At 72.8% G+C, this 20,566-nt stretch carries 22 protein-coding genes; 17 read left to right on the top strand and 5 right to left on the bottom strand.

Annotation, left to right across the window (positions count from 1 at the left end; genetic code table 11):
• Positions 1–31 precede the first annotated feature (31 nt).
• Positions 32–2,704, bottom strand: a complete 2,673-nt coding sequence (locus tag FM051_RS15450) for an nSTAND1 domain-containing NTPase (RefSeq protein ID WP_158843649.1) — start codon at positions 2,702–2,704, stop codon at positions 32–34.
• 179 nt (positions 2,705–2,883) lie between these two features.
• On the opposite strand from FM051_RS15450, the gene FM051_RS15445 reads away from it, so the two are divergent.
• Positions 2,884–3,378, top strand: coding sequence for an AAA family ATPase (locus tag FM051_RS15445; protein ID WP_158843648.1), 495 nt, complete (start codon positions 2,884–2,886; stop codon positions 3,376–3,378).
• 1 nt (position 3,379) lies between these two features.
• On the opposite strand, the gene FM051_RS15440 is transcribed toward FM051_RS15445, so the two are convergent.
• Positions 3,380–4,552, bottom strand: coding sequence for an ROK family transcriptional regulator (locus FM051_RS15440; protein WP_202918850.1), 1,173 nt, complete (start codon positions 4,550–4,552; stop codon positions 3,380–3,382).
• A gap of 61 nt (positions 4,553–4,613) precedes the next feature.
• Here FM051_RS15440 and xylA point away from each other — a divergent pair, with 61 nt between their 5' ends.
• Both xylA and FM051_RS15430 read left to right on the top strand, forming a co-directional pair.
• The gene (xylA, locus tag FM051_RS15435) at positions 4,614–5,750 is read left to right on the top strand and encodes a xylose isomerase (protein ID WP_202918849.1); all 1,137 of its coding nucleotides are present in this window, start codon (positions 4,614–4,616) and stop codon (positions 5,748–5,750) included.
• Complete coding sequence (locus FM051_RS15430; RefSeq protein ID WP_158843647.1) at positions 5,750–7,126, top strand: xylulokinase; 1,377 nt, start codon at positions 5,750–5,752, stop codon at positions 7,124–7,126. The genes xylA and FM051_RS15430 overlap by 1 nt, the downstream gene beginning before the upstream one ends.
• A gap of 84 nt (positions 7,127–7,210) precedes the next feature.
• Here FM051_RS15430 and FM051_RS15425 read toward each other — a convergent pair whose 3' ends face one another.
• The gene (locus FM051_RS15425; protein ID WP_238412408.1) at positions 7,211–8,125 is read right to left on the bottom strand and encodes an aminoglycoside phosphotransferase family protein; all 915 of its coding nucleotides are present in this window, start codon (positions 8,123–8,125) and stop codon (positions 7,211–7,213) included.
• 115 nt (positions 8,126–8,240) lie between these two features.
• Between FM051_RS15425 and FM051_RS15420 the strand changes: the two genes are divergently transcribed.
• On the top strand, positions 8,241–8,852 hold the full coding sequence (locus FM051_RS15420) for a flavodoxin family protein (protein WP_158843646.1): 612 nt from the start codon (positions 8,241–8,243) through the stop codon (positions 8,850–8,852).
• A gap of 80 nt (positions 8,853–8,932) precedes the next feature.
• Positions 8,933–9,937: an NAD-dependent epimerase/dehydratase family protein gene (locus FM051_RS15415; protein WP_158843645.1), complete on the top strand. Its 1,005-nt coding sequence runs from the start codon at positions 8,933–8,935 to the stop codon at positions 9,935–9,937.
• A 24-nt stretch (positions 9,938–9,961) separates the two neighbouring features.
• Here FM051_RS15415 and FM051_RS15410 read toward each other — a convergent pair whose 3' ends face one another.
• On the bottom strand, positions 9,962–10,207 hold the full coding sequence (locus FM051_RS15410) for a DUF6480 family protein (RefSeq protein WP_158843644.1): 246 nt from the start codon (positions 10,205–10,207) through the stop codon (positions 9,962–9,964).
• Positions 10,208–10,284: 77 nt separating this feature from the next.
• On the opposite strand from FM051_RS15410, the gene FM051_RS15405 reads away from it, so the two are divergent.
• Genes FM051_RS15405 through FM051_RS15390 form a run of 4 tightly spaced genes read left to right on the top strand, consistent with a single transcriptional unit; the run spans position 10,285 to position 12,347 of the window.
• Positions 10,285–10,857 (top strand): nucleotidyltransferase family protein, encoded by a 573-nt coding sequence (locus FM051_RS15405; RefSeq protein WP_158843643.1) that lies wholly within the window; start codon positions 10,285–10,287, stop codon positions 10,855–10,857.
• Positions 10,854–11,102: a BON domain-containing protein gene (locus FM051_RS15400; protein WP_158843642.1), complete on the top strand. Its 249-nt coding sequence runs from the start codon at positions 10,854–10,856 to the stop codon at positions 11,100–11,102. Before FM051_RS15405 ends, FM051_RS15400 begins: the two co-directional genes overlap by 4 nt.
• Positions 11,099–11,827, top strand: coding sequence for a metallophosphoesterase family protein (locus FM051_RS15395; protein WP_202918848.1), 729 nt, complete (start codon positions 11,099–11,101; stop codon positions 11,825–11,827). The genes FM051_RS15400 and FM051_RS15395 overlap by 4 nt, the downstream gene beginning before the upstream one ends.
• A 4-nt stretch (positions 11,828–11,831) precedes the next feature.
• Positions 11,832–12,347: a hypothetical protein gene (locus FM051_RS15390; protein ID WP_158843641.1), complete on the top strand. Its 516-nt coding sequence runs from the start codon at positions 11,832–11,834 to the stop codon at positions 12,345–12,347.
• Between the two features lie 214 nt (positions 12,348–12,561).
• On the opposite strand, the gene FM051_RS15385 is transcribed toward FM051_RS15390, so the two are convergent.
• Positions 12,562–13,080: an SRPBCC family protein gene (locus FM051_RS15385; RefSeq protein ID WP_158843640.1), complete on the bottom strand. Its 519-nt coding sequence runs from the start codon at positions 13,078–13,080 to the stop codon at positions 12,562–12,564.
• Between the two features lie 146 nt (positions 13,081–13,226).
• On the opposite strand from FM051_RS15385, the gene FM051_RS15380 reads away from it, so the two are divergent.
• Genes FM051_RS15380 through FM051_RS15345 form a run of 8 tightly spaced genes read left to right on the top strand, consistent with a single transcriptional unit; the run spans position 13,227 to position 20,525 of the window.
• A complete protein-coding gene (locus FM051_RS15380; protein WP_202918847.1) occupies positions 13,227–13,742 on the top strand; it encodes a D-glycero-alpha-D-manno-heptose-1,7-bisphosphate 7-phosphatase in 516 nt (171 codons plus the stop codon).
• Positions 13,739–14,731, top strand: a complete 993-nt coding sequence (locus tag FM051_RS15375; RefSeq protein WP_158843639.1) for a glycosyltransferase family 9 protein — start codon at positions 13,739–13,741, stop codon at positions 14,729–14,731. The genes FM051_RS15380 and FM051_RS15375 overlap by 4 nt, the downstream gene beginning before the upstream one ends.
• Complete coding sequence (locus FM051_RS15370) at positions 14,728–15,621, top strand: glycosyltransferase (RefSeq protein WP_158843638.1); 894 nt, start codon at positions 14,728–14,730, stop codon at positions 15,619–15,621. The genes FM051_RS15375 and FM051_RS15370 overlap by 4 nt, the downstream gene beginning before the upstream one ends.
• Complete coding sequence (locus tag FM051_RS15365) at positions 15,618–16,823, top strand: glycosyltransferase (RefSeq protein WP_158843637.1); 1,206 nt, start codon at positions 15,618–15,620, stop codon at positions 16,821–16,823. Before FM051_RS15370 ends, FM051_RS15365 begins: the two co-directional genes overlap by 4 nt.
• Positions 16,820–17,395 (top strand): D-sedoheptulose-7-phosphate isomerase, encoded by a 576-nt coding sequence (locus FM051_RS15360; protein ID WP_158843636.1) that lies wholly within the window; start codon positions 16,820–16,822, stop codon positions 17,393–17,395. Before FM051_RS15365 ends, FM051_RS15360 begins: the two co-directional genes overlap by 4 nt.
• Positions 17,392–18,678: a D-glycero-beta-D-manno-heptose 1-phosphate adenylyltransferase gene (rfaE2, locus tag FM051_RS15355; RefSeq protein WP_158843635.1), complete on the top strand. Its 1,287-nt coding sequence runs from the start codon at positions 17,392–17,394 to the stop codon at positions 18,676–18,678. Before FM051_RS15360 ends, rfaE2 begins: the two co-directional genes overlap by 4 nt.
• Positions 18,679–19,359, top strand: a complete 681-nt coding sequence (locus FM051_RS15350) for an SDR family oxidoreductase (RefSeq protein ID WP_158843634.1) — start codon at positions 18,679–18,681, stop codon at positions 19,357–19,359. It begins immediately after the preceding gene.
• Positions 19,350–20,525, top strand: coding sequence for a cytochrome P450 (locus FM051_RS15345; protein WP_158843633.1), 1,176 nt, complete (start codon positions 19,350–19,352; stop codon positions 20,523–20,525). The genes FM051_RS15350 and FM051_RS15345 overlap by 10 nt, the downstream gene beginning before the upstream one ends.
• Positions 20,526–20,566 lie beyond the last annotated feature (41 nt).

Genomic DNA, 20,566 nt, shown 5'->3' with positions numbered 1-20,566 from the left:
ATTATCCGTCCGGGCCGGGTGATACGCCATCTCAGGCACACGGACGGCTGTACTCCAGCGCGCCGATCGCCCCCACGTACTGCTGCCACTCCTCGCGGGAGATGTGCGCCTCCACCGCGTCGCACATCGTCCGCACCGCCGTGTCGAAGTCGAACTCCCAGGTGCGCGTCGTGCCGTCCGACCTGGACGTGACCACCTGGTGCGGGGTGTCGCCGAACGCCACCCCGTAGACGCCCTTGGTGGACCCGTTGATCCGTCCCAGCTCGACCGGCCGCGTCGGGTCCGACACGTCCCACAGCGCCACCTTGTCCTCCTTGCCGACGCTGGCGAGGGCGGTGTCGTCGTGGCGGAAGCCCAGCGAGTGGATCGCTCCCCGGTGCGCCTTGCGGGACCACATCTCCTTCGGCGCCGACCGATCGGTCAGGTCGAGCAGTCGGACCTCGCCGTTCGCGCAGCCGAGCGCCAGGGTGCGGTTGTCCTCCGACAACGTGGCCGCGGTGACCTCCAGGCCGGTGTTCAGCTCCCCGATCCGCAGTGGCCGCGCCGGGTCGGACACGTCCCACAGCCGGACGGCGCCCGTGTCGTCGTAGGTCACGACGACCTCCCCGTCGGGGCTGTAGACGACGCCGGTGACCGGGCGCGCGTGGCCGGGCAGCTGCGACCGCTTGACCGGCCGGCCCGGGGCCGACCAGTCCCACACCGCGACCTCGCGGAGGTTCGACACGGTGACCAGGGTGCGGGCGCGGGCCGGGTCGAGCACGATCCGCTCCACCCGGAAGTCGAAGGTGTGCGCGACTTCGGCGGTGATGTCCGTGACGTCCCAGACCTTCGCCACCTCGTCCACCAACGTCGTGGCGAACGCCTGGTCCGCGCCGTCCACGGCGATCGACGTCACGGTCTCGTCGGCGGGGCCGAGCACGCGGGTGGTCGGCTGCGGCACACCGTCCGGGCTCCGGGCCTGGGCGGAGGCGAACGCCGGGCGGGCGGCCGGGTCCCGTGCGTTCGCCGCGAGCGCGCTGAGCACGCCGTTGCGCGTCTCGTTGGTCGGGTTGAGGTTGTACGCGGCGATGGCGAGCTGGTCGGCGAGCCCCGCGTCGCTGCTGCGCAGCTGCTGCGACTGGTTGGCCACGTACCAGGAGGCCGAGGTGCGCCAGCCGTCGGCGGCCTCCTTCTGCGACCGGATCGCGACGACCACGGCGGTGCCCGCGAGCAGCAGCAGCACGGCCAATAACGCGACGAGCTGCCGCAGCCTGCGGGTGCGCCGGTGCGCGAGCCGCCGTTCCCGTTCGCGGGCCTGGAGGCTGTCGGCCAGGAAGTCCCGCTCCTGGGCGCTGGTGCGCACGCCGTCCCGCCGCGTCCACTCGACCGCGGTGTCCAGCCGCGAACCCCGGTACAGCGCGTCCGGGTCGCGGCCGAGCGAGTCCCAGGTGGCCGCGGCCTCGGTGAGCTGGCGCATGGTGCGCAGCCCGTCCCGGTCCTCGGCGAGCCAGCCGCGCAGCCGGGGCCAGGAGCGGATCAGCGCCTCGTGCGCGATCTCCACGCTGTCCCGGTCCAGGGTGAGCAGCCGGGCGTGCGCCAGCCGGTCGAGCACGACGTCCACGTCCACGTCGTCGTCGAGTTCGGCACGGGGCAGCCGCCGCTTGGTGTCCTCGGTGCCGTCGCCGAGCGCGGTGAGCCGCAGGAAGACCTGTCGCGCCAACGCGCGCTGCTGCTTCTCCAACGACGTGTAGGTGCGTTCGGCGGTCTGCGCGATGGCGTGCTGGATGCCGCCGGCCGCCTCGTACCCGGCCAGCGTCAACGTGGTGCCGCGCCGACGCCGCCAGGTTTCCAGCAGCGCGTGGGACATCAGCGGCAGCACGCCGGCCTGACCGGTGGCGTCCGCGATGAGCCGGGACACCAGCGCCGTCTCCACCGTGCACGACGCCTTCACGGCGGGCTGCATGATCACCTGGCGCAGTTCCTCGGGACCCATCGGCCCGAGCAGCAGTTGGCCGTCGGTCAGCGCCTCCACCAGCGCCGGGTGCTGCGCGCAGTGCCCGTAGAAGTCGGCCCGCACGCCGAGCACGACCTTGCACCGGGCGGTCAGCAGCGCGTCGACGTACGCCGCGCGCTGCTCGACGTCCTGCCACAGCGTGAAGACCTCTTCGAACTGGTCCACGATCAGCAGGTCGGCGTCCAGGTCCGGCTCGGCCGTCTCGCTCGGCGTGGTGACCACGACCCGGCCGGTCATCCGCGGCACCAGGCCGGCGCGCAGCAGCGACGACTTGCCCGCGCCGGACGCGCCGAACACCGCGACCAACCGCCGGTGCGCGATGCGCTGCTCCAGGTCGTCCAGCAGGTGGTCGCGGCCGAAGAACCACTCGGCGTCCTCGGTGCCGTAGGCGGCCAGGCCCGAGTACGGCGGGTGGCCCTCGTCGGGCTCCGGCTCCGGGCTGGGCAGCACCTCGGCGGCGACCTGCCGCCACCGGTCCTCCCACTCGGCCACGTCGCCCTCGCAGGCGCGCACGTACGCCAACGTCACCGCGAGCGTCGGCAGCTTCCGCCCGCCCGCCGCGTCCGACAGCGTCGTCGCCGAGTAGTGGGCGCGTGCGCCCAACTGCCGGTAGCTGTACCCGCCCGCCTTGTCCCGCAACGACCGCAGGTCGGCGGCGAACTTGAGCAACGAGCTGTCGCCGACGTCCAACGGGCGCTCTCCACGCGGCACCGGTCCACCCCCTGCCCCAGTATCCCCGATTGTCCGCACCTGCTCGGCAACGTCAAATGTGCCGTACAGGCTGTCAGACGGGCGGCCGGAGTGTGTCCGCATCCGGCGAGTGCATTCGGGTGAAGACACAGCGTAGTCGTCCCGGCACACGGCGCCGTCCCACCGCTAGTCTCGGGGGTGTGGCCCTCCTGATCGTGTTGAACGGCCCGCCGGGGTGCGGCAAGTCGACCATCGCCCGCCGCTACGCCGAGGACCACCCGCCCGCGTTGGCGCTGGACGTCGACCGGGTGCGCGACCTGATCAGCGGCGACCTGCCGCGGGCCGGGCGGCTGGCGCGGGACATCGCGATCGCCGCCGCCCGCACGCACCTGACGTCCGGTCACGACGTGGTCGTGCCCCAGTTCCTGGGCCGCCCGGAGTTCCTGGAGCGCCTCGCCCGCCTGGCCGCCGACGTCGGCGCGACGTTCCACGAGATCGTCCTGTTCGACTCGAAGGAGAACGCCCTGCGCCGCTTCGCCGAGCGCGACACCATCCAGGCCACGCCGCGCGAGCTGTCGGACATGCACGACAACCTGATGGCCGTCATCGCCGCCCGCCAACCCGTGGTCATCCTCTCCCGTGAAGGCGACCCGGAGCACACCTACCAGGCGCTCCTGGCGGTCCTGGACGCGTAGGTCAGGCCAGGACCGAGTTCACGTACGGGTCGGGGTCGGCGAGGATCGCGCGGACGGCGGTGGTCGCGGCGCCGCGCACGGCGGCCTCGGCGCCCAGGGACGAGGCGACCACCCGCACCGGGGACCACTCGGCGCTGACCACGCGGCGGTCCAACTCGGCGTGCAGGGGCTCCCGCAGCCACGGTTCCAGGCGGGCGTAGGTGCCGCCCAGGACCACTGTGGGCAGGTCCAGGAGGTTCACCGCGCCGGACAGCGCCACGCCCAACCACTTGGCCGCCGACCGCACCGCCGTCGTGGCCGTGCGGTCGCCCGAGGCCAGCCGTGCCAGCAGTTCGTCCACGCCCGAGACGCCCGCCGCGCGCACGATCTCGTCCTGCCCGGCCAGCCGCTCCAGACACCCCCGCGACCCGCACGCGCACTGCGGCCCGCGCGGGTCGACCGACAGGTGGCCGATCTCGCCCCCGAACCCGGACACGCCCTCGAACAGCCCGCCGCCCACCACGATCCCGGCGCCGATGCCGATCTCACCGGAGATGTGCACGAAATCCGCCGCCACGTCCCCGTGCCACAGCTCGGCCAACGCGGCCAGGTTCGCCTCGTTGCCCACCAGCACCGGCACGTCCAGCGCCATCCGGCGGGTCAGCTCGCCCCGGATGTCCACCTCGCGCCAGCCCAGGTTCGGCGCGACCCGCAGCGACCCGCCGGCCACCTCGACCAGACCGGGCACGGCCACGCCGACCCCGCCGATCGGCACGTCCTGCTTCACCGCCGTCCGCACCGCCGTCGCCACCTTGGCCAGCACGCGGGCGGGGGAGGAGGCACGATTGTCGCTGGGCCGCAGCCACCGCGCCCGCACCCGTCCGGTGAGGTCGACCAGGCACGTCGCCAGGTAGTCGACCCCGATCTCGACGCCGAGCCCGTGCGGTCCGGTGGGGGACAGGTGCAGCGCCGTGCCGCGCCTGCCCGGACCGGATCGCGCCTGCGCCTCGCCCTCGGCGACGAGCCCGGCGCCGATCATCCGGTCCACCAGGCTCGACACGGTCGCCTTGGTCAGGCCGGTGCGGGCGGCGACGGCCGCGCGCGACGAGCCCGGCGTCTCGGCGATCGCGTCGAGCACGAGGGCGGAGTTGTGCCGTCGCACGGTGTGCTGGCTCGCGGGCTGCGGTCTGGACACCACTGGATACTAGCGGCTGAGTGCGATAAGTTCAGGCATCAAACTTATTGGAGGTGCCCTCGTGGACAAGTTCAGCTTCGGTCTGTGGACGGTCGGCTGGCAGGGACGCGACCCGTTCGGCGACGCGACCCGCCCCGTGCTGGACGCGCCGCTGGCGGTGCGCAAGCTCTCGGAGCTCGGTGCGTGGGGCATCACGTTCCACGACGACGACCTGTTCCCCTTCGGCGCGGACGCGGCGGAGCGGGACAAGCGCGTCAGCGCGTTCCGCGCGGCGTTGGACGAGACCGGCATGGTCGTGCCCATGGTGACCACCAACCTGTTCACCCACCCGGTGTTCAAGGACGGCGGCTTCACCAGCAACGACCGCTCGGTGCGCCGGTTCGCGCTGCGCAAGGTGCTGCGCAACCTGGAGCTGGCGGCCGAACTCGGCGCGGAGACCATCGTGATGTGGGGTGGCCGCGAAGGCTCGGAGGTCGATGCCGGCAAGCCCGTGCACGCCGCCCTCGACCGCTACCGCGAGGCCGTCGACACGGTCGCGCAGTACTCGATCGACCAGGGCTACGGCTTCCGCTTCGCGCTGGAGCCCAAGCCCAACGAGCCGCGCGGCGACATCCTGCTGCCGACGATCGGCCACGCCCTGGCGTTCATCTCGACGCTGGAGCACCACGAGTTGGTCGGCGTGAACCCCGAGGTCGGCCACGAGCAGATGGCGGGCCTCAACTTCGTGCACGGCATCGGCCAGGCGCTGTGGCAGGGCAAGCTCTTCCACATCGACCTCAACGGCCAGAAGGGCCCGCGCTACGACCAGGACTTCGTGTTCGGCCAGGGCGACCTGCTGTCCGCGTTCTTCCTGGTGGACCTGCTGGAGAACGGCGGCTACGAAGGCCCGCGGCACTTCGACTACAAGCCGCTGCGCACCGAGGACTTCGACGGCGTGTGGGAGAGCGCGGCGGCCAACATGCGCACCTACAAGCTGCTGCGCGAGCGGGCGACGGCGTTCCGCGCCGACCCCGAGGTGCAGGAGGCGCTGAAGGCCAGCGGCGTGTACGAACTGGCCGAGCCGACCCTGAACCCGGGCGAGTCGATCGCGGACTTCCTGAAGGGCGAGGACTTCGACCCGGCCGTCGCCGGTGAGCGCGGCTTCGGGTTCGTGCGCCTCGCGCAGTTGGCGACCGAGCACCTGTTGGGCGCGCGCTGATGGCGCTCGTCGCGGGCGTCGACTCGTCCACCCAGTCCTGCAAGGTGGTGGTGCGCGACGCGGACACCGGTGCCCTTGTGCGGCAAGGGCGTGCGGCGCACCCGACGGGCACCGAGGTGCACCCCTCCGCGTGGTGGGACGCGCTGCAGACGGCCATCGCGGACGCGGGCGGTCTGGACGACGTGGCCGCCGTGTCGGTGGCCGCGCAGCAGCACGGCATGGTGACGCTGGATTCCTCCGGCGAGGTGGTGCGGCCGGCGTTGCTGTGGAACGACACCCGTTCCGCGGCGGCGGCGGCCGACCTCACCGTCGAGCTGGGCGGTCCGGACAAGTGGGCCGAGGCGATCGGCAGCGTCCCGGTCGCGTCTTTGACGGTGACCAAGCTGCGGTGGCTGGCGGCGCACGAGCCGGAGTCGGTCGGTCGCACGGCGGCGGTGTGCCTGCCGCACGACTGGCTGACCTGGAAGCTGTCCGGCGGGACGTCGTTGGACGCCCTGACCACCGACCGCAGCGACGCCAGCGGCACCGGCTACTGGTCGCCGTCCACAGAGGACTACCGACCGGACCTGCTGGAACTGGCGCTGGGCAAGGTCGTCGCGCTGCCGCGGGTGCTCGGTCCGGCGGAACTCGTCGGCCGGTTCGGCGCGGGCGCGGGCGACAACGCGGCGGCGGCACTGGGCGTGCAGGCGCAGCCCGGTGACGTCGTGGTGTCCATCGGCACGTCCGGCACGGCGTTCGCGCGGTGGCCGAACCCGGTCGCCGACGGCACCGGCATCGTCAACGGCTTCGCCGACGCGGAGGGCGGCCACCTGCCGCTCGTGTGCACCCTCAACGCGTCACGGGTGCTCGACGCGACGGCGGACATGCTGGGCGTCGACCTGCCTTCACTGTCCGACCTGGCGTTGAGCGCTCCGGCGGGTGCGGACGGGCTGGTGTTCGTGCCGTACCTGGAGGGCGAGCGGACGCCGAACAAGCCCGACTCCACCGGCGCGTTGCACGGCCTGCGGCTGGACACCATGACCCCGGCGCACCTGGCGCGCGCCGCGGTCGAGGGCCTGCTGTGCAGCCTGGCCGACGCGATCGACGCGCTGGTGGCCCTCGGTATGCCGGTGTCGCGGGTGCTGCTGATCGGCGGCGGGGCCCGGATGCCCGCCGTGCAGCGGCTCGCGCCCGCCGTGTTCGGCTGCCCGGTGGTCGTGCCGTCGCCGAGCGAGTACGTGGCCGACGGCGCCGCCCGGCAGGCGGCGTGGGCGGCGAGCGGTGCGGACGCGCCGCCGCTGTGGACGGAACTCGCGTCGACCGCGGTGGAGGCCGACCCGACCCCGTGGGTGCGGGAACGCTACGCCTCCGCGCGCGACCTGACCGTCAACCGCTGATCCGACGCTGATCCACAGTGTTGATCCGACAGTGTTGATCCGAAAAGGGGGGTGCCTCCGCTGCGGAGGCACCCCCCTTCGGCGTCATGGCGCGTCGTTCAGGATCTCGTCGACCACCCGGTGGTTGATGGCGGCCCGCGTCTCATCGGTCTCGTCGGCGAGCGTGATGAGGGCCTTCCACAACGCCCAGCCGCGCGCCCGTGCCCAGGTGGCGGTGTCGAGGTCCACCGCGTCGCGGAACGCCTCCCGGCTCTCGCCCGAGAACATCGTCCACGCGATCACGAGGTCGCAGGCCGGGTCACCGACGCCGGACCCGCCGAAATCGATGACCGCGGTCAGCTTCCCGCCGTCGACCAGCAGGTTGCCGCTCGCGATGTCGCCGTGGAACCAGACCGGCGGCCCGGCCCAAGCAGGTGCGCGGAGGGCGTCGTCCCACACGGCCGCCGCCCGCTCGGTGTCGATGCGCCCCTCCAACTTGGTCAGCGCGCTCTGGGTCCAGTCGTCGTAGTGCGCGGGCGGCGTGCCCCGGTAGAAGCAGTGCGCACCGGCAGGCGGCCCGTCCGTCGCGTCGATGCGCTGCAGGGCGCGGATGAAGTCGGCGATCGAGACCGCGAACGCGGGGAGGTCGTCGATGCGGTCGGGTGCGGCGGTCTGCCCGTCCAGCCAGCGGCGGACCGACCAGTGGAACGGGTAGCCCTCGCCCGGTTCGCCCATCGCCAGCGACACGGGCACCGGAACGGGCAACGACGGCGCGAGCACCGGCAGCCACCGGTGCTCCTTCTCCACGGCCGGCGCGTAACCCTCGCCGGTGGGCAGCCGCACGCTCATGTCGTCGCCGAGCCGGTACGTGCGGTTGTCCCACCCGTCGACCTCGACCGGCGTCACCGGCAGATCGCGCCACTGCGGGAACTGGCTCGCGATCAGGCGCTTCACCAGTGCCGCGTCGATACCGGCGCGACCGTCCGCGTGGGGCATGTCGTTGCGCGGGACGTAGACCATCCCGCGAGCTTGGCGATCTCCCCGCCGTCACGGCAACGCATTTTCGGGCGCCGGTTCGCCGTGATCGCCCGGGGTACCCCCGGCTCTGGTCTACCTGATGCGGAGGTGTGCCCCGATGAGGGCTGTGGTGCTCAACTGCTCGCTGAAGAAGTCGCCCGAGCCGTCGAACACGCAGATGTTGGCGGACGTCGTCGTGAAGGCGCTGGAGGAGCGTGACGTCGAGGTGCGGACGTTCCGGGTGGTGGACTACGACGTGCCGCCGGGTGTGGTGACCGACCTGGGGGAGGGTGACCAGTGGCCCACCCTGCACGACGAGTTGCTGAACGGCGAGATCCTGGTGGTCGCCACGCCGACGTGGGTGGGGCGGCCGTCGTCCATCGCGCAGCGCGTGATCGAGCGCATGGACGCGATGCTCTCGGAGCAGGACGACGAGGGCCGCCCGGTCGCGTACAACCGCGTGGCGGGCGTCGTGGTGACCGGCAACGAGGACGGCGCGCACCACGTGATCAGCGAGGTGTCCGGCGCGCTCGCCGACATCGGCTACACCATCCCCGGCCAGGCGTGGACGTACTGGAACATGGGCCCCGGACCCGGCCCGGACTACCCGGACACCACGCACGGCCACGACTGGTCGAAGAGCACGGGCGAGGCGATGGCGGCCAACCTCCACGCGGCGGCCCTGGCCCTGGAGAAGTCCCCGATCCCCGCACCGCCGTCGAGCGGCTGAGCGGCCGAGCGGTTCGCGGCGCCGGACCGGAGGACTCGGGGTGCGCGAGTGGACGACTCCCGGGTGGGTATCCGACCGGCATGAGGATCGTCGTCACCGGCGCCACCGGGAATCTGGGCACGGCCCTGCTGCGCCGGTTCGCCGACGAGCCCGGCACGGCCCTGCACGGCATCTCCCGCCGCCCGCCGGAGGACGAGCCGCCCTACGACATCCCGTGGACCACGGTCGACATCAGCCGCGACGGCGCGGAGGAACCGCTCACCGAGGTCTTCCGCGACGCGGACGCCGTGGTCCACCTGGCCTGGCGCATCCAGCCCGGCCACGACGAGCGCCTGCTCTACCAGACCAACGTCGCGGGCAGTGACCGCGTGTTCACCGCCGTGGTCAAGGCGGGCGTCCCGCACCTGGTGCACATGTCGTCCGTCGGTGCGTACTCGCCGGCGGCGAAAGACCACACCGTGGACGAGAGCTGGCCCACCGACGGCCTCCCCAACTCCTACTACAGCCGGCACAAGGCGGCCGTGGAGCACCTGCTGAACCGGGTCGAACGCGAGCACCCCGAGCTCATCGTCACCCGCGTCCGACCCGGCCTGGTGCTGCAACCGGACGCCGCCGCCGAGATCAAGCGCCTCTTCCTCGGCCCGTTCGTCCCGCACGCCCTGTTCCGGTTCAGGCTGCCGGTGTTGCCGCTGCCGCGCGCGATGGTGCTCCAGTTCGTGCACGCCGACGACCTCGCGGACGCCGTCGCGAAGATCGTCACCACCAAGGCCGCGGGCGCGTTCAACCTGGTCTCCGAGCCGGTCGTCACGCCGCAGGTCCTCGCCGAGGTCATGGGCACCCGGCACGCGCCGATCCCGCCGGCCGTCCTGCGCACGGCCGCCCGCATCACCTGGCAGCTGCGCCTGCAGCCCACCTCGCACGGCTGGGTCGACCTGGCCCTCACCATGCCGCTGCTGGACGCGACCAAGGCGTTCACCCGGCTCGGCTGGACGCCCCGCCACAACGCCCGCGACACGCTGAGGCAGCTCCTCGACGGCCTGGGCCGCAAGGAAGGTCTCGAGCCGAGCCCGCCGCTCAAGCCCTGAAGCGCCAGTGGCCCTCGAACAGCGTCAGTGGCCCTCGAACAGGTTGGTCCAGCCCATCACCTGGGCCACGACGAACGCCAACGCCAGCAGCGTCACGACCAGCACCACCACCAGCGTGACGATGGGGCCGCGCCGGGACGGCATGGGCTGCGGGTGGGACAGGCCGGAGGTCTGGCCGGAGTCGGGTGGCGTCTCACCGGGGGCGACCCCGCCACCGGGTTCCAGACCGGGCGTGCGGTCCGGGTCCGGGTCGGGCGGTGTGGCAGTCATACGGGGTGGGCTACCCGGCTCCGGACGGCGCTACCCGCAGTCGTGTGAACAGCTACCCGGACGGGTAGCCACCAGGCATGACCGGTGTCCAAGACGAGTTGCTGCGCACGTTGACGAAGGTCGCCAAGGCCCTGCGCGCGCACGACATCCCGTTCGCCCTGGCGGGCGGGTGCGCGGTGTACGCCAGAGGTGGGCCCGCGACGGAACACGACGTGGACATCCTGGTGCGCGAGCAGGATGCGGGCGACGCGGTGAGAGCCCTGGTCGCGGCCGGTATGCGTGCCGCGACCCCACCGGAGGACTGGCTGTTGAAGGTCTACGACGGCGACTCGCTGGTGGACCTGCTGTTCCGCCCCAACGAGATGCCCGTGACCGACCAGACGCTGAGCCGCGCCGAAGAGCTGCCGGTCGGCTCGGTGACGCTGCCCGTGATGCCGGCGACGGACGTGATGATCAGCAAGCTGCTGGTCCTCGACGGACACCGCTGCGACTTCAGCGAGCTGCTGCCGTTCGCCCGCGCGTTGCGCGAGCAGATCGACTGGGATCGCGTCCGCGAAACCACCAAGCACTCGCCGTACGCCGAGGCGTTCCTGGTGCTCGTCGAACGCCTCGACCTCCTGCCCGCCCCGCTGACCAGGAGCACCCGATGACCGCAGAGCAATACCTCGCCGCCCGGCTGCGCCAGGCGTTGGCCGAGGACCCGCGCACCACCGAACTCGGCGTGCGCGTCACCGTGCGCGGTGACCACGTGCTGCTGTCCGGTGACGTGGCGAGCCCGGAACGCCGCGCCGAGATGGAGGCGGTGATCCACGACGTGGCGCCCGAACTGACCGTGCTCGACGACGTGAAGGTGGTGCCGTCCGAAGCGCCGGTCGGCCGAGAGGAGCTTCGATGATTCGCATCGCCGCGGTGGGTGACGTGCACCTGGGCGAGGACGCGCGCGGCCGGTTGCGGCCCGCGTTGGAACAGCTCGGGGACCGCGCCGACGTGCTGCTGCTGGCCGGTGACCTGACCCGGCACGGCACGGTGTCGGAGGCGCGGGTGGTGGCCGACGAGTTCGGCGGGCTGCCCGTGCCCGTGGTAGCCGTGCTGGGCAACCACGACCACCACGACGACAAACCGGACGAGGTCACCGCCGTGCTGCGGGACGCGGGCATCACCGTGCTGGAGGGCGAGACCGCCACGATCGGCGTCGACGGCCGCACGTTGGGCGTCGCGGGCGTGAAGGGCTTCGGCGGCGGGTTCGCGGGCAAGTGCGGCAGCGCGTTCGGCGAGCCGGAGATGAAGGCGTTCATCCGGCACACCACCGATATCGCCGACTCGCTGCGGATCGCCCTGGACAGCCTGGACACCGACGTGAAGGTGGCGTTGACGCACTACTCGCCGGTGCCGGACACGCTGCGCGGCGAGCCGCCGGAGATCTACCCGTTCCTCGGCTCCTACCTGCTGGGCGAGGCGATCGACGCGACCGAGACGCACCTGGCCGTGCACGGGCACGCGCACTTCGGCAACGAGCAGGGCATGACGCCGGGCGGGGTCCGGGTGCGCAACGTGGCACAACCCGTCATCCGGTCGGCATACACGGTCTACTGCGTGGAACCCGCCGTAGTGGAGGTGTGACCGCATGGAAGAACCCAGGAGCGAGGGTCCGTCCGTGGTGTGGGCGGGCCCGCCCGACGCGCCGGCCGTGGTCGTGCTCGACCCGGCCGGTGTCGGCAGGCACGGCGACCTGCCCGGCACGTGGCGCCCGCTGACGGAATACCTGCAGGTCATGTGGTGCCGGCTGCCCGCGGCGGACGAGCCGTGGCGCGAGGTGGACGAGGTGCTGTCCGAGTTCGTCGACCGCGCGGTGCCCGTGCACCTGGTGGCGGGCGCGGCGGCGGGCGCCGAGGTGGGCGAGCTGGTCCGGCGGCACGAGGGCCTCATCAGCTCGGTGCAGACGTTCGCCGCACCGGTGCCGCTCGGCCACCCCGAGGTGGTGCTGGAGGTCCTGCGCGAGCTGCTGGACCAGGACGTGGACCCGCAGGCGGGCAACCCGCCCCCGAACGGCAGCCGCGTGGCCGGTTCGCTGCTCGGTGACGCCGCCTCGGCGCTGCGGCAGTCCGTGTCCCAGCTGTTCGACCGGCTGAGGCAGGGCTAGGAACACGTCGCGGAACACGTCGCGGTGAAGCGATGAAGCAACGGGAAGGGCCCGTGAACGATGAGGTTCACGGGCCCTTCCCGTTGTCGGACACGTCCGTCCTGTTAGCTCCTGTTGGCTACCGTCTGTCAGCTACCGTCGACCGGCGGCCGGGGCCGTGGGATCGGCGGGTGCGACCAGTTCCGTCTCCGCGGCTCCCGCACCGCCCGCGTGCTCATCGCAACGGGTCGCCCGGTCGGCCGGCGTCGGGCAGGTCGTGGCGCGTCTCGCCGGCCTGCGGCGGACGGCTCACGTCGCCCCGCCAGCCGCCGGTCTCGCTGCCGCGGCCCTCGATGAACTCCTTGAACCGCTCCAAGTCGCCGGACACGCGGTGCCCGACCACGCCCGTCGCGGCGCCCGCCTTCTCGGTGAGCGTCTGCGGGTCGTACTCCATCTGCACGTGGACCCGGGTGTGGCGGTCGTCGAGCCGGTGGAACGTCACCACGCCGCCCTGCGGCGGGCCGTCCACGGTGTGCCACGCGACCCGCTCGTCCGGGTGCTGTTCGGTGATCTCGGCGTCGAACTCCCTGGTCACGCCACCGATCTTGGTGACCCAGTGGGTGCGGGTGGGTGTCACCTGCGTGATCCGCTCGACACCCTCCATGAACTGCGGGAACGACTCGAACTGCGTCCACTGGTTGTACGCCGTCGTGACCGGGACCTCGACGTCCACGGACTTCTCGATCGTCGTCACTGCAACAACCTCTCTTCGGGAATCGAGTTCGACACTCGGGTACCCGTCCGGAGGGCGCCCACACATCCGGACCCACGTCAGGGTGACGGAGAGTAGCGCTTTGTCGAGAAGTGTTTGCTTCTCACCGAGCCGGCTAAGTCTCCTCTGTGGACCACTATCCCGATGCGGTTCTCTTCGACCGCGATGGCACCTTGATCAGGGACGTGCCCTACAACGGCGACCCGGATCGGGTGCGGCCGATGCCCGGCGCGCGCGAGGTCCTGCGCGTGTTGCGCACTCACGGAGTGCGCACGGGCGTGGTCAGCAACCAGTCCGGCATCGGTCGCGGTCTGCTCACGCACGAGCAGGTGGACGCGGTGAACGCGCGGGTCGAAGCGCTGCTCGGTCGGTTCAGCACCTGGCAGGTGTGCCCGCACCACCCCGACGACGGCTGCGCGTGCCGCAAACCCGCGCCCACGATGATCCACCAGGCGTGTGAAGCGCTTCAGGCACGGCCCGAGCGCACCTACGTGATCGGTGACATCGAGGCGGACGTCAAGGCCGCGCTCGCGGCGGGTGCCGTGCCGATCCTCGTGCCCACACCGGAAACCCTGCCCGACGAGGTCGACCGGGCGCCCTTCACCGCGCCCGACCTCGCGTCCGCGTTGGCGATGGTCCTATGAGGACCATCGTGGCGAGGCTCGACAGCGACGGCGACGTGCTGCTCGCCGGCCCGGCGATCCGCGCCGCCGCGCACGCGGGCGAAGTCGTGCTGCTGTGCGGGAATTCCGGCGTGCAGGCGGCGGCGTTGCTGCCCGGTGTCCGGCGGGTGGTGCGCTGGGACTGTCCCTGGATCGGCAACCCCGCGCCGGAGGTCCGGACCCCCGACATCGAGGGGATCGTGGCCCTGCTCAAGGGGATTCGCGCCGACGCGGCCTTGATCCTCACCTCGTTCCACCAGAGCCCGCTGCCGCTGGCGCTGCTCCTGAAGCTCGCCGGCGTGCCGAAAGTCGCTGCCCGTTCAACGGATTACCCCGGCTCGCTGCTGGACGTCGGGCTGCGCGAGGACCCCGACATCCCGGAGGCCGAGCGCGCGCTGGAAGTCGCACGCGCCGCCGGTTTCGAGCTGCCGCCCGGCGACGACGGCCGGCTGGCGATCACCACACCACCGGAGACCACCGAGATCGGGCCGTACGTGGTCCTGCACCCGGGCGCCTCGGCGCCCGCCCGCGCGTGGTCACCGGACCGGTGTGCGCAGACCGTGACGGCTCTCGCCGAGGCCGGGCACCGCGTCCTGGTCACCGGCGGGCCCGACGAAGCGGAGTTGACCGAGTACGTGGCCGGCGCGCACGGCGTCGACCTCGGCGGCCGGACGACGTTCGCCGAACTGGCCGGCCTGCTGGCCCGCGCGGACGCGGTGGTGGTCGGCAACACCGGGCCGGCGCACCTCGCCGTCGCCGTCGGCACGCCGGTGGTGTCGTTGTTCGCGCCGGTCGTGCCCGCCCGGCGGTGGGCACCGCACGGGCCGCACGTGCTGCTGGGCGACCAGAACGCGCCGTGCCGGGGTTCCCGCGCCCGCGAGTGCCCCGTCCCCGGCCACCCGTGTCTGGACCGGGTGACGCCCGACCGGGTCGTCACCGCCGTAGCCGACCTCGTGGGGGTGCGGACGTGAAGATCCTGCTGTGGCACGTGCACGGCTCGTGGACGAACGCGTTCGTCCGGGGTGGGCACGAGTACCTGATCCCCGGGCCGCCGAGAGGGCTCGGTCTGGCCGGCCGCGACTGGCCCGCCGCGCGCGAAGTCGCACCGTCCGAAGTGGCTCTGTCCGAAGTGGGGGCAGACGTCGCGGTGCTGCAACGGCCCGTCGAAGTCGGCCTGGTGCCGACCGGTGTCCCGGTGGTGTACCTGGAGCACAACACACCGAGGTACCCGAACCAACCCCACCCGCTCCGGGACTGGACGGGCACGATCGTCCACGTCACCCACTTCAACGAGCTGATGTGGGACTGCGGGACCACACGTACGGTGGTCATCGAGCACGGCGTGGTGGACCCCGGTCTCCGCTACACCGGTGAGCTGGCACGTGCCGCCGCGGTGATCAACGACCCCGTGCGGCGCGGCCGGGTGGTGGGCACCGACCTGCTGCCGCGATTCGCCGAGGCGGCCCCGGTGGACGTCTACGGCATGCGCACCCACAGGCTGGGCGCGATGGGGCAGGGCGACCACGACCTCGAGTCGCTGCACCGGGAGCTGGCCCGGCGACGGCTCTACCTGCACCCCGTGCGGTGGACGTCGTTGGGGTTGTCGCTGATCGAGGCCATGCACCTGGGGATGCCCGTGGTGGCGTTGGCGTGCACCGAGGTGGTGCGCGCGGTGCCGCCGGACGCGGGAGTGGTGTCCACCGACGTGGACGAGCTGGTGCGGGCCGTGGCCGACCTGGTCGCGGATCCGGCGCTGGCCAGGCAGAAGGGGAAGCAGGCCAGGGAGTTCGCCCTGGCACGGTACGGGCTCGACGCCTTCCTGCGGAGTTGGGACCGGTTGCTGACGGGAGTGAGCGGATGAGGATCGCGATGGTGTCCGAGCACGCCAGCCCGCTGGCCGCCTTGGGCGGTGTCGACGCCGGTGGTCAGAACGTGCACGTCGCCGCGTTGTCAGCGGCGTTGTCGGCACTCGGACACGACGTGGCGGTCTACACCCGTCGTGACGCCCCGGGCCTGCCGCAGCGGGTGCGCACCGAGCAGGGCTACGAGGTGGTGCACGTGCCCGCCGGTCCGGCGCGCTCGGTGCCGAAGGACGAGTTGCTGCCGCACATGGGCGGGTTCGCCCGGTTCCTGGAACAACGCTGGTACGAGGACCGGCCCGACGTCGTGCACGCGCACTTCTGGATGTCCGGCCTGGCCTCGGTGCTCGCCGCGCGCAAGGCGGGTGTGCCCGTCGTGCAGACCTACCACGCCCTGGGCACGGTGAAGCGCCGCCACCAGGGCGCCGACGACACCAGCCCGCCCGAGCGGATCGGCATCGAGCGGATGATCGGCCGCGAGGCCGACCGGATCGCCGCGACCTGTGACGACGAGGTGGTCGAGCTGATGCGCATGGGCGTGCGGCGGTCGAAGATCTCGGTCGTGCCGTGCGGGGTGGACCCGGTGCGCTTTCGGCCCGACGGCCCGAGCGACCGCCGCCGCTGCCGGCACCGGATCGTCTCGGTCGGCAGGTTGGTGCCGCGCAAGGGTTTCCAGGACCTGATCACCGCGTTGCGGTCGCTGCCGGACACCGAACTGGTGATCGCGGGCGGCCCGGTGAACGTCCAGGCCGACCCGGAGGCGCGGCGGCTGGCCGCGCACGCCGAGCGCGTCGGCGTGCGGAACCGGCTGCGGCTGGCCGGGCAGGTGTCGCGGGACGCGATGCCCGCGTTGCTGCGCTCGGCGGACGTGGTGGCGTGCGTGCCGTGGTACGAGCCGTTCGGCATCGTGCCGCTGGAGGCCATGGCGTGCGGTGTGCCGGTGGTGGCCAGCGCGGTGGGCGGCCTGACCGACACGGTGGTGGACGGCGTCACCGGCACGCTCGTGCCGCCGCGCGACCCCGCCGCGCTGGCCCGCGCGCTGCACTCGATGCTGGCCGACCAGGCCCGCCGGGAGACGTGCGGCATCGCGGGCCTGGACCGGGTCGGCGTGCGCTACACGTGGGACCGGATCGCGGAGGACACCGAACGCGTCTACGAGCGGGTCACGGCGGGCCAGGCCGTGGCCGTGGGAGGCACGCGATGACCGTCGAGAGCCACCTGAACGGACTCGCCCGGTCGTTGGCCGGGCTGCGCGCCCAGGCGCCGCGGCTGACCCGCTGGGGCGGTGTGCTGGCCCGCCGGCTGACCGCCGGCGGTCGGCTGCTGGCGGCGGGCAACGGCGGTTCGGCCGCCGAGGCGCAGCACCTGACCGCCGAGCTGGTCGGCCGGTTCCGCGACGACCGGCGGCCGTTCTCCGCGATAGCGCTGTGCGCGGAGTCGTCCAGCGTGACCGCGATCGGCAACGACTACGGCTACGACCAGGTGTTCGCCCGCCAGGTCACCGCGCACGCCCGGCCGCAGGACGTGGTCGTGCTGCTGTCCACCAGCGGGCGCAGCCGGAACCTGATCGAGGCGGCGAAGGCGGCCCGGCTGGCGGGCGCGCACGTGTGGGCGATGACCGGGCCGACGCCGAACCCGCTGGCCGAGGTCGCGGACGAGGTGCTGGCGCTGCCCGGTGACCCGGCGAACGTGCAGGAAGCCCAACTGGTCGCGGTGCACGCCCTGTGCGCCGCGTTCGAAGCGGCGTTGCCCGCGGCGGAACGGAGGGTGTCGTGAAGCTCGTCGTCGTGGGTGACTCGCTGCTCGACGTGGACGTGCTGGGCACCGCCGAGCGGTTGTGCCCGGACGCGCCCGCGCCGGTGCTGGACGTGGAGGAGGAACGGGCACGACCCGGTGGCGCCGGGTTGGCCGCGGCCTTGGCCGCCGCCGACGGTGTCGACGTGACGCTGGTCAGCGCCGTTGCCGACGACGAGGACGGGCAGCGGTTGCGGGACGAGTTGGCGCGGGTGCCGTCCGTGCTGGGACCGTCGCCCGCACCCACCCCGGTCAAGACGCGGCTGCGCTGCGGCGGCCAGTCGATCGCCCGGCTGGACCGGGGCGGCGGGCCGGGCGCACCGCAGGCCACCGACGACATGCTCGACGCCGTGCTGGAGGCGGACTACGTGCTCGTCTCCGACTACGGGCGCGGGCTGGTGCGCGACGAACGGCTGCGCGGCGTGCTCGCCCGCCGCCCGGTGGTGTGGGACCCGCACCCGCGCGGCCCGGAGCCGGTGCCCGGCGCGCGCCTGGTGACACCGAACGCGGCCGAGGCCAAGGCGTTCAGCGGGCGCGCCGACCCGATGGACGCGCTGCGGGTGCTGCGCGACCGGTGGCGGGCGCGGGCGGTCGTGGTGACGCTCGGCGCCGACGGCGCGCTCCTGCTCGGCGGCGGAACGCCGGTCGCCGTGCCCGCGCCGAGCGTCCCCGTGGTCGACCCGTGCGGAGCGGGCGACCGGTTCGCGGTGACCGTCGCGGCACGGCTCATGGGCGGTGCCGCGATGGACGACGCGGTCGCCGACGCGGTCACGTCGGCCGCCGAGTTCCTCAGGTGCGGCGGCGCGTCCGGGTTCCGGCCCGTCGACCCGCTGTCCACAGTGGACGCAGTGCGGGCACGGGGAGGCGTGGTCGTCGCCACCGGCGGGTGCTTCGACCTGCTGCACGCGGGCCACGTCCGCACCCTGCGCGCCGCCCGCTCGCTCGGCGACTGCCTGGTGGTGTGCCTGAACTCCGACTCGTCCGTGCGCCGGCTCAAGGGCCCGGACCGGCCGGTCACCAGGGAAGAGGACCGGGTCGAGGTGCTGCGCGCGCTGGGCTGCGTGGACGACGTGGTGGTGTTCGAGGACGACACGCCGGAACGCGTGTTGGCCGCCCTGCGCCCGGACGTGTGGGTCAAGGGCGGCGACTACTCCGTGGATTCGTTGCCGGAAGCGGACCTCGTGCGGGGCTGGGGCGGGCGGACCGTCGTCGTGCCCTACCACCGGGGCCGTTCGACCACCGAAATGCTGTCGAGGAGGGGCTGAATGGTCGGCCAGGTGTTGGTGACCGGAGGCGCGTCCGGGTTGGGCGCGGCCGTGGTGCACGCGGTGCACGAGCTGGGAGGGCGCCCGCTGGTGCTGGACAAGGCCGCCCCGTCGTCCCCGGAGGTCGCCGATTTCGAGTCGGTGGACCTGTCGGACACCAGGGCGGCGGAACGGGCGGTGCGGGCCATCGCGGAGCGCAACGGCGGCCTGCGGGCGGTGGTGACGGCGGCGGGCACGGACGCCTGCGGCCGGCTGGACGAGGTGTCCGGCACCGACTGGGACCGGGTGGTGATGGTGAACCTGCTCGGCACGGCGGCGGTGGTGCGGGCGGCGTTGCCGATGCTGGACGGCGGCCGGGTGGTGACCATCGCCTCGACCCTCGGGCTGCGCGCGGTCAGCGACGCGACCGCCTACTGCGCCTCGAAGTTCGGCGTGGTCGGCTTCACCAGGGCGTTGGCCGCCGAGACCGCCGGGCGGGTCGGGGTGACGCTGGTGATCCCCGGCGGGATGCGCACGCACTTCTTCGACGACCGGGCCGAGCAGTACCGGCCGCCGGACGACAGCAAGCTGAACCCGCCCGAGCGGGTGGCCGACGCGATCGTGTTCGCGTTGCGCCAGCCCGAGGGGTGCGAGGTGCGCGAACTCGTCGTCGCGCACGCGGAGGAGGGGTCGTGGCCGTAGCCTCGAGGTTGGACACGGGCCGGGCGTTCGCCAAGGTGCTGTTGCCGACGCTGGCGAAGGGCGTGGTCGTGCGCCGGTCGGCGGTGACGACGGTGGCGGAGAAGGTGCAGGCGGACGCCGCCGCCGTGGCCACCATGAGGCGGTTCCGCGAGCGTTACGGCCCGGAACCGCTGCGGCTGAGGGTGACCGGGCGCAGCATCGCGTTGCTGCTGGACCCGGAGGACGTCTCGCGGCTGCTGGCCGAGTCGCCGGAACCGTTCGCGTTGGCCACCCGGGAGAAGAAGGCCGCCTTGGCGCACTTCCAGCCGCACGGCGTGCTGATCTCGACGGGTGCGGAGCGGGCGCGGCGGCGTGCGGTGAACGACGACGTGCTGCGGCCGGAGAAGATCGACGTGCCGGGGATCGTGGGTGACGAGGCCGACCTGCTGCTTCGGCACGCCCGCAGCACCGGCGCGTTGACGTGGGACGCGTTCGCGCAGTCGTGGTGGCGGGCGGCCCGGCGGATCCTGCTCGGCTCGTTCGCGCGTGAGGACGTGGAGCTGACCGACGTGCTGCAAACGTTGCGGGGCAACGCGAACTGGGCCTACCTGCACCCGCGCCGGGAGGAGTCGCGCAAGCGGTTCGAGGAACGGTTGCGCGGGCACCTGGAGCGCGGTGAGCCCGGCAGCCTGGCGGGCCTCGGGACCGTCGACGAGCTGCGGGAGCAGATGCCGCACTGGCTGTTCGCGTTCGACGCGGCCGGCATCGCGACCATGCGGGCGTTGGCGATCGGCGGGGAGGGGCAGGCCGGGATCTGGGAGTCGGTGCGGCTGTGGCCGACCACGCCGGTGATCCTGCGGGAGAGCACCGAACCGACCCGCTGGCACGGCAAGTGGCTGCCGGAGGGCACCACGTTCGTCGTGTTCGTGCCGTACTTGCACCGCGATCCGGACCGGCTGCCCTACGCCGACGCGTACACGCCGGAGATCTGGCCGACACCGCCCGATCCGGGTCTGGTGCCGTTCAGCGGCGGTCCGGGTGTGTGCCCGGGTCGTGATCTCGTGCTGGTGGCGGGGAGCACCATGCTGGACGCGCTGCGCGACCACCTCGACGTGCCGACACTGCGCGCGCCGCTCCCGGCCACGCTGAACCACTTCGGGTTGTCGTTCGTCACCCGGACGCAGTAGCCGGCGTTTGGGTCGGAGTGATTAACCGGACCGGGTGATGG

It is taken from the genome of Saccharothrix deserti (genome assembly GCF_009769385.1).
In the GTDB taxonomy this organism is placed as follows: Bacteria; Actinomycetota; Actinomycetes; order Mycobacteriales; family Pseudonocardiaceae; genus Actinosynnema; species Actinosynnema deserti.
Note: the sequence above shows the minus strand (reverse complement) of the source record. Positions and strands in the feature narration are given on the sequence as shown.